Here is an 11573-nt window from a genome sequence, read left to right as displayed (position 1 = left end):
CCCATGACTGCCACCTCCCTTCCCCCATCCGCCCCGAAGGCCTCGGCCCCGAAGATCTCGTTCGTCTCGCTGGGCTGTCCGAAGGCGCTGGTCGATTCCGAGCGGATCCTCACCCACCTGCGCGCGGAGGGCTACGAGCTGGCCCGCCGGCACGACGGCGCCGACGTGGTGATCGTCAACACCTGCGGCTTCCTCGACTCGGCCAAGGCGGAGTCGCTCTCGGCGATCGGCGAGGCCATGGCGGAGAACGGACGGGTCATCGTCACGGGCTGCATGGGCGCGCAGCCGGAGGAGATCCGCGAAAAATACCCCGACCTCCTGGCGGTGACCGGGCCGCAGGCCTACGAGTCGGTGGTGGCGGCCGTCCACGAGGCGGTGCCGCCGGCCCACGACCCGTTCCTCGACCTCGTGCCGCCGCAGGGGATCAAGCTCACCCCGCGCCACTACGCCTACCTGAAGATCTCGGAGGGGTGCAGCAACCGCTGCAGCTTCTGCATCATCCCATCGTTGCGCGGGAACCTCGTCAGCCGCCCGGCGGCGGACGTGCTGCGCGAGGCCGAGAAGCTCGTGAAGGCCGGCGTGAAGGAGCTGCTGGTCGTCAGCCAGGACACCAGCGCCTACGGCGTCGACATCCGCTACGCTGAGAGCCCGTGGCAGGACCGTCAGGTCCGCGCGAAGTTCTACGATCTCACCAAGGAACTCGGCGCACTCGGGGCCTGGGTGCGGCTGCACTACGTCTACCCCTACCCGCACGTGGACGAGGTCATCCCGCTGATGGCCGAGGGCAAGGTGCTCCCCTATCTCGACATGCCGCTCCAGCACGCGAGCCCCTCGGTGCTCAAGCGCATGCGCCGCCCCGGCAACCAGGAGCGCCAGCTCGACCGGATCCGGAGCTGGCGGCAGATCTGCCCGGAGCTGGCGATCCGCTCGACCTTCATCGTCGGCTTCCCCGGCGAGACCGAGGCCGAGTTCGAGGAGTTGCTGGCCTGGCTGCAGGAGGCCAAGCTCGATCGGGTCGGCTGCTTCGAGTACGAGCCGGTGGCGGGCGCCACCGCCAACGCGCTCGGCGACCTCGTGCCCCCGGCCGTGAAGGCCGAGCGCAAGCGCCGGTTCATGGAGACCCAGAACGGCATCGCGCTCCGGCTCCAGCGGGCCAAGGTCGGCAGGCGGCTGCCGATCATCGTCGATTCCGTCGAGGGCGGGGTCGCGCGGGGCCGGTCCAAGGCCGACGCGCCGGAGATCGACGGCACCGTCCACGCCGCCTTCCGGCGCCCGGTCCGGGTCGGCGACATCGTCACGGTGAAGATCGACCGGGCCGAGGCCTACGACCTGTACGGCAGCGTGGCGTAAGGCGAACCCCGTCGTCGCGAGCGCAGCGAAGCCACCCGGCTGGCTACGCTCACGGACATCGCGTTGCCTGGGTCGCTTCGCTGCGCTCGCGACGACGGGCGTGGGCCGGACTCCTGTTGAGCCCTGTCCGACACGCCTTGACCCCGCTGCCCCGCCGCGCTCATTCAGAACAGAGCAGGAACCGAGGGCGGATCTCCGAGGCGGCGATGGATCCGGAGGTCGCGCTCCGAAAAATCATCCACATCGACATGGACGCGTTCTACGCTTCCGTGGAGCAGCGCGACGACCCCGCCCTGCGCGGCCGGCCGCTGGCGGTGGGCGGCTCCCGGGAGCGCGGCGTCGTGGCGGCGGCGAGCTACGAGGCGCGCAGATTCGGCGTCCGCTCGGCCATGCCGTCGGCCACCGCGCGGCGGCTGTGCCCGGACCTGCTGTTCGTGAAGCCGCGCTTCGAGGTCTACCGGGCAGTCTCCGAGGAGATCCGGGCGGTCTTCGCCCGGCACACGGCCATCATCGAGCCGGTGGCCCTGGACGAGGCCTATCTCGACGTCACCGAGAACCTCCTGGGGCTGCCGACGGCGACGGCCGTGGCGAAGGCGATCCGGGCCGAGATCCTGGAGCGCACTGGCCTGATCGCCTCGGCCGGGGTCTCGTACAACAAGTTCCTCGCCAAGGTGGCGTCCGACCACCGCAAGCCCGACGCCCTGTTCGTCATCACCCCCGCCATGGGGCCGGACTTCGTGGCCGCGCTGCCGATCGGCCGGTTCCACGGCGTCGGCCCGGTCACCGAGGCGAGGATGAAGCGGCTCGGGATCGAGACCGGGGCGGATCTGCGCGCCTGGACGCCGGAGCGCCTGCGCGAGACCTTCGGCTCCGCGGGCGCCTACTACCACGCGGTTGCCCGCGGGATCGACGCGCGGCCGGTCCGCGCCCACCGGGTGCGCAAGTCGATCGGGGCGGAGACCACCTTCTCGGACGACACGGCCGCCTTCGAGGTCCTGGCCGCCCGGCTGGCGCCGCTGTTCGACAAGGTCTGGGCGGGGGCCGACGCCAAGGGCATGCGCGCCCGGACCGTGACCCTGAAGCTCAAGTTCTCGGATTTCGCCCAGGTCACCCGGGCGCGGTCGCTGCCCGTCCCCGTCGCCGACCGGGCGGGGCTGGAGCGGATCGGCCTCGACCTGCTCGCCGGCCTGTTCCCCCTGCGGCGCAGCGCGCGGCTGATCGGGGTGTCGCTGTCGGGCTTCGCGCAGGACGCGCCCGAGGCGCCGCTCCAGCTCGGGCTGGCGCTCTGACGCGGCCTCCGGGGCAAGCGCCCGCTCGGTCAGGCGCGGCACGGCGCCTGTGCGGTTCCGCACGTCGGGCAGGTGAGATCGGTCCCGGAGCGGAGCGATCCGGCACGGATCGGGGTTGTTCGAGCCCGCGCGCGCACGAGGACCCTGCCCATGCCGAAGTACGCCCTCCTGGCCCTGGCCGCCGCGCTTCTCCCGGTCCTCGCGGCGGCCGCCGCCCGCGCCGACGGCACATCCGCTTTCGGGGCCGCCGACGCGGCTCAGCTGCGCGGCTACACCGCGAGCCCGGCCCAGATCTACGTTCCGGCAGGCGGCCCGAGCGCCGGGCCCNGCCCGCAGCCCCCGCTCCGCGGCGGCCGAAGGCGCCGGCGCGCAGTCGCTGAGATCGGCCCGGGCCGCGCCGGCCCGGGCATCCGGTCACACGTTCTCGGTCACGCGTTCTTGCGCGGCCGGTGGTCCGGGTCGATGCCGCCGTCGAGCTTCGTCTCGTTGTCCACGTCGCCCTCGAAGGTCGAATCCGCCTGCAGATCCGCCGGGTCGGCGCCGCTCATGCCCTTCGAGGTGCCGATCCCGGGATTGCCCTTGAGGTCGGCGTCGGTCGGGGTGTCGGTCTTCGGGTGCTTGGACGACATGCGGGCTCCTGTCGGATGCTGATGTCGGGCCAACGCACCGGGGCGGGGACGGTCTCCCGCGCGGCGTGCGGCGGTTCGCCTCCCGGTCACCGCAGCGCCTCAGCCGATCTCCGCCGCCGCGATCCGGCGGACGCCCGCCGCCTCCATCTCCGCCCAGGCCTGCGCGAGGGATCCGTCCACGTCGATCCCGCGCACGGCATCCTCCACCACCCAGACGTCGAACCCCGCGTCGCGCGCGTCGAGCGCGCTCCAGGCGACGCAGAAATCGGTTGCGAGGCCGCACACGGCGACGCGGGCGATGCCGCGCTCCCGGAGCGCCCCCGCGAGGCCGGTGCGCGTGGCCCGGTCGGCCTCCAGGAAGGCCGAGTAGCTGTCAACCCGGGGATCCAGCCCCTTCCGGACCACCAGGCTCGCCCGGTCGGTGGCGAGGCCCGGCGCGAAGGCTGCGCCCGGGCTGCCCTGGACGCAGTGGCGCGGCCACAGCACCTGCGGACCGTAGGGCAGCGCCACGGTCTCGAACGGGGCCCGCCCCGGATGGGTCTCGGCGAAGGAGACGTGGTCCGCCGGATGCCAGTCCTGCATCAGCACCACGTGCCGGAAGCGGTGCTGGAGGTCGTTGATCGGGCCGATCACCGCGTCGCCCCCCGGGACGGGGAGCGCCCCGCCCGGCAGGAAGTCGACCTGCACGTCGACGACGAGGAGCAGGTCGGCGCTGCCGGGCGTCACGGCCGGTCCCTACGGCAGCATCACGGTCGAGCCGGTGGTCTCCCGGCCCGCGAGGTCGCGGTGCACCTGCTGCGCCTCGGCCAGCGGGTAGGTGGCGTTGACGGCGATCTTCACCGCGCCGTCGCGGACCACCTTGAACAGGCGGGCGGCCGCCTCCTCCAGGGTGGCGCGGTTCGACGAGAAGGTCGCGAGCGTCGGGCGGGTCACGTAGAGCGAGCCGCGCGGGGCGAGCAGGCCGAGGTCGAGCCCGGTGATCGCCCCGGAGGCCGAGCCGAAGCTCGCCAGCAGGCCGAGCGGCGCGAGGCTGTCCAGCGAGCCCATCAGGGTCGCCTGCCCGACGCCGTCGTAGACCACCGGCACGCCCTTGCCGCCGGTGATCTCGCGCACGCGCTTGGCCACGTCCTCCTCGCGGTAGAGGATGACGTGGTCGCAGCCGTTCCGCTTGGCGAGTTCCGCCTTCTCGGGGCTGCCGGCGGTGCCGATCACGGTGGCGCCGAGGTGCTTGGCCCACTGGCAGGCGATCAGGCCGACGCCGCCGGCGGCCGCCTGCCACAGGATCGTGTCGCCGGGCTTCACCGCGTAGGTCCGGTGCAGCAGGTACTCGACGGTGAGGCCCTTGAGCATCATGGCGGCGGCGGTCTTCTCGTCGACGCCGTCGGGGATCGGCACGGCCGCGGAGGCCGGGATCACCGGCTCCTCGGCGTAGCAGCCGTCCGCCACCGAGCCGTAGGCGACCCGGTCGCCGGGCTTGAACTGGGTGACGCCCTCGCCCACCGCCGTGACGGTGCCGGCACCCTCCTTGCCGGGGGTGTAGGGCATGTGCGGGGACTTGTAGGCGCCGGTGCGGAAGTAGATGTCGATGAAGTTGACGCCGATGGCCGCCTGCCTGACCCGGATCTGCCCGGGGCCCGGCTCGGCCAGGGGCACGTCCTCGAAGCGCATCACCTCGGGACCGCCGTACTCGTAGACCCGGATCGCCTTCGGCATCGTTGGACTCCCGCTCGCCGCCCCGTCCGGGGCGTTGCAGCCCGAGATAACGGACCGCCCGCCGGAGGCAATTCGTTTTTGGCCCCTCGCCCGCCGGTTGTAACCCGCCCGGCCGCGGCCCCGTTCTGGATCCGCCGGTCCCGGGCGCCTATCTAGGCCCTGCCATTCCCTGAGCCGAGGTCCGACATCCATGTCCGGCACCACCCGCACGAGCGCCGACCTCGATCCGCGCCGCCGCCGCCTCCTCTACCGCGCCTGGCACCGGGGCATCCGCGAGATGGACCTGATCATGGGCCGCTTCGCCGATGCCGAGATCGGCGAGCTCTCGGAGGCGGAGCTCGACCAGTTCGAGGCGCTGATCGAGGTGCCGGACCGCGACCTGTTCAAGTGGCTGACCGGCGAGGTCGAGACGCCCTCGAACTACGACACGTCGGTCTGGCGGCGGGTGCGGGCGTTCCACCGGCACGACGCGCCGATCCACTCCTGAGAGCGACCGGTCGAGAGAGCCCGCGATGGACGAGCCCAAGCCCAACTACGACCACCCGGCCCGGTCGATCGCCACCGAGCTGGTGGTGCGCATCATGCTGGAGATGATGGAGCGCTCCGATCCGGCGCTGCGCGCCGAGATCCTGCGGCAGGCGACGGCGCGCGCCGCCGCGATGACCGAGCCCATGCCCAACGCGGACTTCTTCCGCGGCCGGGTCGAGGCGGCGCTGGCGGAGATCGTCGGGCCGGATGCGTGAGGGGCGCCCGAGGGGCGTAGGCGTAAGCCGCGGGCTTCCGTCGCATCCGATCGGAGCGCTCGGCCGATGCGGCCCGCTCCGTCATCACGAGCGCAGCGACGTGACCCAGGGCAGCGCGACGTCCGAAGGTGCGGCGCTGCTGGATTGCTTCGCTGCGCTCGCAGAGACGATGGGGCCGTCTCTTCCGCCCTGGGAGAGGCTGATACCCAAGGTGCTCTGGGCCGGGCCATGCGTGTCCCCGAAGCGCGGCCGAACAGCCGTTCCATGCCGCGGCAGAACCGCCATATAGGGTGCGTTCGGCCGTGACCGCGGGGACGCTTTATCGCGGCGGCCCGATCGGCTAACGCCACCCGACCTCCTCCCCTGACGCGCCCGGCGGGATTTCCCGCGAAAGACCCGATGGCCAAGCCTCAGCCGAAGCCCCCCGCCCCCGCCGCCAAGCCGCAGGTCGCGCGCTTCGCGCTGCCGAAATCCTCCGCGCTCGCCCGGGCCATCGACGCCCTGAAGCGCGGCGACAGCCCGGTCCTGGCGAACGCCCCGGAGGGCTTCGACGCGCTGGCGCTCGCCGACCTCGCCCGCGCCCTGGCGCCCACCGTCGACGCGCCGGCGGTGCTGGTCCACGTGGCGCGCGATTCCGGGCGCTCGGCGGCGTTCCAGGCGGCGCTCGGCTTCGTCGCGCCCGAGATGGACGTGATGAGCCTGCCGGCCTGGGACTGCCAGCCCTACGACCGGGTCTCGCCGACCACCGCGGTCGCCGCCGCCCGGATGACGGCGCTCGCCCGCCTCGCCCGGACCCGCTCGGCCGAGGACAGGCCGCGCATCCTCTGCACCACGGTCAACGCCCTGGTGCAGCGGGTCCCACCCCGCGCCCACATCGCCAAGGAGGCGTTCTCGGCGGCGATCGGCAACGTCGTGTCGATGGACGACGTGGTGGCCTGGGTCGAGGCCAACGGCTTCCTGCGCACCGGGACGGTGCGCGACACCGGCGAGTACGCCGTCCGCGGCGGCATCCTCGACCTGTCGCCCCCGGGCCTGCCGGCGCCGATCCGCCTCGACTTCTTCGGCGACACGCTGGAATCGATCCGCGCCTTCGACCCGGAGACGCAGCGCACCACCGGTCAGCTCCGCTCCCTCGACCTGATGCCGATGAGCGAGGTCCAGCTCACCACCGAGACGATCCGGCGCTTCCGCCAGAACTACATCCAGAGCTTCGGCGCGGCGACGCGGGACGACCGGCTTTACGAGACGGTGAGCGAGGGGCGGCGCTACGCCGGCCTCGAGCACTGGATGCCGCTGTTCTACGACCACCTCGACACGCTGTTCGACTATCTCGGCGGCGTGCCGCTGGTCTTCGACCCGCAGGTGGAGGATGCCGCCGCCGAGCGGATCAGCCTCGTCCAAGACTATTACCAGGCCCGTGAGGGCGCGATGAAGACGCCGCAGGCCGGCGTCGCCCCCTACAAGCCGCTGCCGCCCCGCGCCCTGTACCTGATGCCGAACGAGCTGAAGGAGCGGATCGCCACCGCCACCGTGGCGCGGCTGACCCCCTTCGCGCAGCCCGAATCTTCGGAGCGCGCGGTCATCGATTGCGGCGCCAAGGCCGGACGGAGCTTCGCCCCCGAGCGGGCCGACGAGAACACCAGCGTGTTCGACGCCGCGGTGGCGCATATCCGCGACCTCCAGGGATCCGGTCATCACGTGATCCTGGGCGCGTGGTCCGACGGCTCCCGCGACCGGCTCTGCGGCGTGCTCACCGATCACGGCCTGAAGAAGCCCGTGGCGATCACCCGGCTCACCGATGTCTACGCGCTGAAGCGCGGCACCGACGCGGCGGTGGCGGTCTGGGGCCTGGAGGCGGGCTTCACCGCGGGCGAGCTCGCCGTCGTCTCCGAGGGCGACATCCTGGGCGACCGGCTGGTCCGCCAGAAGCGCAAGGCCAAGCGGCCCCAGGACGTGATCCTGGAGGTGCAGGCGCTCCAGCCCGGCGACATCGTGGTCCATGCCGACCACGGCATCGGCCGGTTCGTCGGGCTCAAGACGATCCACGCGGCCGGCGCCCCGCACGATTGCCTGGAGCTGCAATACACCGGGGGCCTCCTGCTCCTGCCGGTGGAGAACATCGAGCTCCTGACCCGCTACGGCTCGGAGGATGCCGAGGTCGCCCTCGACCGGCTCGGCGGCGGCGCGTGGCAGGCCCGCAAGGCCAAGATGAAGCGCCGCATCCTCGAGATGGCGGGCGAGCTGATCAAGGTCGCGGCCCAGCGCTTCGTCCGCAAGGCCCCGGCCCTCAAGGCGCCGGAGGGGCTCTACGGCGAGTTCGCCGCCCGCTTCCCGTTCGAGGAGACCGAGGATCAGGCCAACGCCATCGACGCGGTGCTGGACGACCTCAACGCCGGCCGGCCGATGGACCGGCTGGTCTGCGGCGATGTCGGCTTCGGCAAGACCGAGGTGGCGCTGCGCGCCGCCTTCGCGGCGGCGATCTCCGGCAAGCAGGTGGCGGTGATCGTCCCGACCACCCTGCTCGCCCGCCAGCACTTCCGGACCTTCGCGGAGCGCTTCAAGGGGCTGCCGGTCCAGGTGGCGCAGCTCTCCCGCTTCGCCTCCGCGGCGGAGATGAAGCAGACCCGGGCAGGGCTCGCCGCCGGCACGGTCGACATCGTGGTCGGCACGCACGCGCTCTTGGCGAAGAACATCGCCTTCAAGGATCTCGGCCTGATCATCGTGGACGAGGAGCAGCATTTCGGCGTCGCCCACAAGGAGCGGCTGAAGGCGCTCCAGGCCGACGTCCACGTGCTGACGCTGTCGGCGACGCCGATCCCGCGCACGCTCCAGCTCGCCATGACGGGGGTGCGCGAGCTCTCGATCATCGCCACGCCGCCGGTCGACCGGCTGGTGGTGCGCACCTTCGTGACGCCGTTCGACCCGCTGACCATCCGGGAGGCGCTGCTGCGCGAGCGCTACCGCGGCGGCCAGTCCTTCTACGTCGTGCCCAGGATCGAGGATCTGGCGGAAGTCAAAAAGTTCCTCGACGCCGAGATGCCCGAGATCAAGGTCGCGGTCGCCCACGGCCAGATGGCGGCGGGCCAGCTCGAGGACGTGATGACGGCCTTCTACGAGGGCAAGTTCGACGTGCTGCTCTCGACCACGATCGTGGAATCGGGCCTCGACATCCCCACCGCCAACACGCTGATCGTCCACCGGGCCGACATGTTCGGGCTGGCCCAGCTCTACCAGCTGCGCGGCCGGGTCGGGCGATCGAAGGCGCGGGCCTACGCGCTGTTCACGACCCCGGCGAACCGCCAGCTCACCGCCCAGGCCGAGCAGCGCCTCAAGGTGCTCCAGAGCCTCGACACGCTGGGCGCGGGCTTCCAGCTCGCCTCCCACGACCTCGACATCCGCGGCGCCGGCAACCTGCTCGGCGACGCGCAGTCCGGCCACATCAAGGAGGTCGGCTACGAACTCTACCAGCAGATGCTGGAGGACGCCGTCACGGCGCTCAAGGCCGGCATCGAGGACGTGCCCGAGGAGGCGTGGTCGCCGACCATCGCGCTGGGCGCACCCGTGACGATCCCCGAGGATTACGTCGAGGATCTGGGCGTCCGGCTCGCCCTCTACCGGCGGCTCGCCACCATCCAGGACGATGCCGAGATGGAGAGCTTCGGGGCGGAACTCATCGACCGGTTCGGGCCGCTGCCGCCGGAGGTGGAGCAGCTCCTCAAGATCGGCACGATCAAGATCCTCTGCCTCAAGGCCAACGTCGAGAAGGTCGAGGCCGGGCCGAAGGGCGTGGTGGTCCATTTCCGCGACAAGTCCTACGCCAACCCGCAGGGGCTGGTGGCGTACGTGGCCGAGCAGGCCTCGTTCGCGAAGGTGCGGCCCGACATGAGCGTCGTGTTCGTGCGCGAGCTGACCACCGTCCCGGCGCGGCTCAAGACCGCCACCGAGGTGCTGCGCAGCCTCGTGAAGATCGCCGAGCGGGCGAAGAAGGCGGCGTGAGGGGCGCTGCGCCCCGGCAAGACCCCTCATCCTGAGGGGCGGCGTGAGGAGACGCGTGGATGGCAAACCCGGCGCCGATCACCGGCGCGCCCGAGCCGGTGAAGGCCGCGCCGGGCGCCTTCCTCACGCCCCTGTTCACCGACCGGCGCGTCGCCGCGGTGCTCGGGCTCGGCTTCGCGCAGGGCATCCCGTTCCTGCTCGTCTACGCGACCCAGTCGGCGTGGCTCGTCCAGGCGAAGGTGCCGCTCGCCACAATCGGGCTGATGAGCGAGCTCACCATCGCCTACAAGCTCAAGTTCCTCTGGGCCCCCTTCCTCGACCGGCACGACGCGCCGCTGCTGGGCCGCTGGCTCGGGCGGCGCCGGGGCTGGATCGTCGCCACGCAGATCCTGGTGGCACTGGCGCTCGCGGGCGTCGCCTTCGGCGACCCGGCCCACTGGCTCGCCTGGACGGTGGCGTTCTCCCTGGCGCTCGGCGTCGCGGGCGCCACCCAGGACGTGGTGATCGACGGCTGGCGCATCACCGCCGCGCCCGCCGAGCAGCAGGCGCTGATGTCGTCCTGGTCGGAGATCGGCTACCGGGTCGGCAACCTCGCGGCGGGGGCCGGCGCCCTCTACCTCTCTGACGCGTATGGCTGGCGCGCCGCCTACCTGTGCATGGCCGCCCTGATGGCCCCCGGCACGGTCGCGGCGCTGCTGGCCCCCGAACCTCCCGCCCCCGCGACGCCCGCCACCGGCGGCTTCGTCGAGACCGTCTGGGCGCCGATCCGCGACCTCCTCGCCCGGCTCGGGCCGCTCGCCCTGCCGGTGCTGGCGCTGGTCGCGGGCTTCCGGATGCCCGGCTACGTCTCGAACGCCATGGCGATCCCGCTGTTCAAGACGCTCGGCTACTCGAACACCGACATCGCCACCGTGACCAAGCTGTTCGGCTTCTGGATCGCGCTCGGCGGCACCTTCCTGGCGAGCGCCATCATCCCGCGGATCGGCATGATGGCGAGCCTGCTGATCGGCACCGTGACGGCCTCGGCCTCGCACCTCGCGCTGGCCTACCTCGCCTGGCACGGCGGCCACGGCGGGGCGGCGTTCTGGACCTTCGCGCTGACCGTCGGGATCGACGGCTTCGCCTACGCCTTCGCGTCGATCGTGCTGATCACCTACATGTCGCGGCTCTCGGCGACCGCCCACGCGGCGAGCCAGTACGCCCTGCTGACCTCGCTCTGCGCCCTGCCCGGCAGCCTGCTCGCCGGGTTCTCGGGCTTCGTGATCGAGTGGACGGGCTTCGCGTGGTTCTTCGTCGGCACGTCGCTCATCGGCGTGCCGGTGGCCCTGCTCTGCCTGCTGGTCGCGCGCCGGCACGGGCCGATGGAGGTTCCGGCGGAGGCCCCCGGATCGGCGACCTGAGGCTGTGTCCCAACACGGGAACGCGCGCGGAAACTGTCCCTTTAGCGGGGATTAACCACACCGCGGCTTAATGGGGTGGACGGTTGATGTCCTCCCCAGACGGGCGACCCGGACCACGTGCGCGAGAACGGCTCTCGCGGGCGAACGGCGCCGGCTGCCCAGGGGAAGCGCGTACGCGAGTTCCCGAATGGCCCAGGCTGCGTTGTCCCTCGCCGCGTTCCAGACCGTGTATCCGAGCGCGGAACCCCGGCGACCGGCGCCCCCGCGCCCCACCTACGTCGAGACCGCCTACGATCCGGTCGTCCGCACCCGGGCGCCCTACCCGAGCGCCATGCGGCGCGCCCGGCGCCGCGCCCGGCTGACGGCGCTCATCGCCCTCACCGGCGTGAGCCTCGCCGGCTGGGCCGTGTTCAGCCACCCGCAGGGGCCGGCCCGCCCCGAGGCCGAGACCGA

General features: G+C 72.2%; 9 protein-coding genes and 1 pseudogene. 7 read left to right on the top strand and 3 right to left on the bottom strand.

What is annotated here, in order from left to right; all coding sequences use genetic code 11:
* The first annotated feature begins 3 nt into the window (after positions 1-3).
* Both rimO and dinB read left to right on the top strand, forming a co-directional pair.
* A complete protein-coding gene (gene rimO / locus MMR14E_RS27490) occupies positions 4-1350 on the top strand; it encodes a 30S ribosomal protein S12 methylthiotransferase RimO (protein ID WP_331318735.1) in 1347 nt (448 codons plus the stop codon).
* 206 nt (positions 1351-1556) lie between these two features.
* Positions 1557-2639 carry a DNA polymerase IV gene (gene dinB / locus MMR14E_RS27485; protein ID WP_331318733.1) on the top strand — a complete coding sequence of 361 codons (1083 nt, stop codon included), beginning with the start codon at positions 1557-1559 and terminating at the stop codon, positions 2637-2639.
* A gap of 428 nt (positions 2640-3067) precedes the next feature.
* On the opposite strand, the gene MMR14E_RS27480 is transcribed toward dinB, so the two are convergent.
* From MMR14E_RS27480 to MMR14E_RS27470, 3 genes are all read right to left on the bottom strand, one after another.
* Positions 3068-3268, bottom strand: coding sequence for a hypothetical protein (locus MMR14E_RS27480; RefSeq protein WP_020093291.1), 201 nt, complete (start codon positions 3266-3268; stop codon positions 3068-3070).
* A gap of 99 nt (positions 3269-3367) precedes the next feature.
* Complete coding sequence (gene pncA / locus MMR14E_RS27475; protein ID WP_331318732.1) at positions 3368-3994, bottom strand: bifunctional nicotinamidase/pyrazinamidase; 627 nt, start codon at positions 3992-3994, stop codon at positions 3368-3370.
* A gap of 9 nt (positions 3995-4003) precedes the next feature.
* Entirely contained in the window at positions 4004-4981 is a 978-nt protein-coding gene (locus MMR14E_RS27470; protein WP_331318730.1) for a quinone oxidoreductase, read from the bottom strand.
* 190 nt (positions 4982-5171) lie between these two features.
* Between MMR14E_RS27470 and MMR14E_RS27465 the strand changes: the two genes are divergently transcribed.
* From MMR14E_RS27465 to MMR14E_RS27445, 5 genes and pseudogenes are all read left to right on the top strand, one after another.
* On the top strand, positions 5172-5468 hold the full coding sequence (locus MMR14E_RS27465; protein ID WP_331318728.1) for a succinate dehydrogenase assembly factor 2: 297 nt from the start codon (positions 5172-5174) through the stop codon (positions 5466-5468).
* A 25-nt stretch (positions 5469-5493) separates the two neighbouring features.
* Positions 5494-5724 carry a hypothetical protein gene (locus tag MMR14E_RS27460; protein WP_192709131.1) on the top strand — a complete coding sequence of 77 codons (231 nt, stop codon included), beginning with the start codon at positions 5494-5496 and terminating at the stop codon, positions 5722-5724.
* Between the two features lie 399 nt (positions 5725-6123).
* Positions 6124-9720, top strand: a complete 3597-nt coding sequence (gene mfd / locus MMR14E_RS27455; RefSeq protein ID WP_331318724.1) for a transcription-repair coupling factor — start codon at positions 6124-6126, stop codon at positions 9718-9720.
* A 59-nt stretch (positions 9721-9779) separates the two neighbouring features.
* Positions 9780-11120, top strand: coding sequence for an AmpG family muropeptide MFS transporter (locus tag MMR14E_RS27450; protein WP_331318722.1), 1341 nt, complete (start codon positions 9780-9782; stop codon positions 11118-11120).
* 187 nt (positions 11121-11307) lie between these two features.
* Positions 11308-11573 (top strand): annotated as a pseudogene (locus MMR14E_RS27445) (hypothetical protein); the annotation flags it as partial.

The organism is Methylobacterium mesophilicum, from assembly GCF_036441335.1.
GTDB classification, from domain to species: domain Bacteria; phylum Pseudomonadota; class Alphaproteobacteria; order Rhizobiales; family Beijerinckiaceae; genus Methylobacterium; species Methylobacterium mesophilicum_B.
Note: the sequence above shows the minus strand (reverse complement) of the source record. Positions and strands in the feature narration are given on the sequence as shown.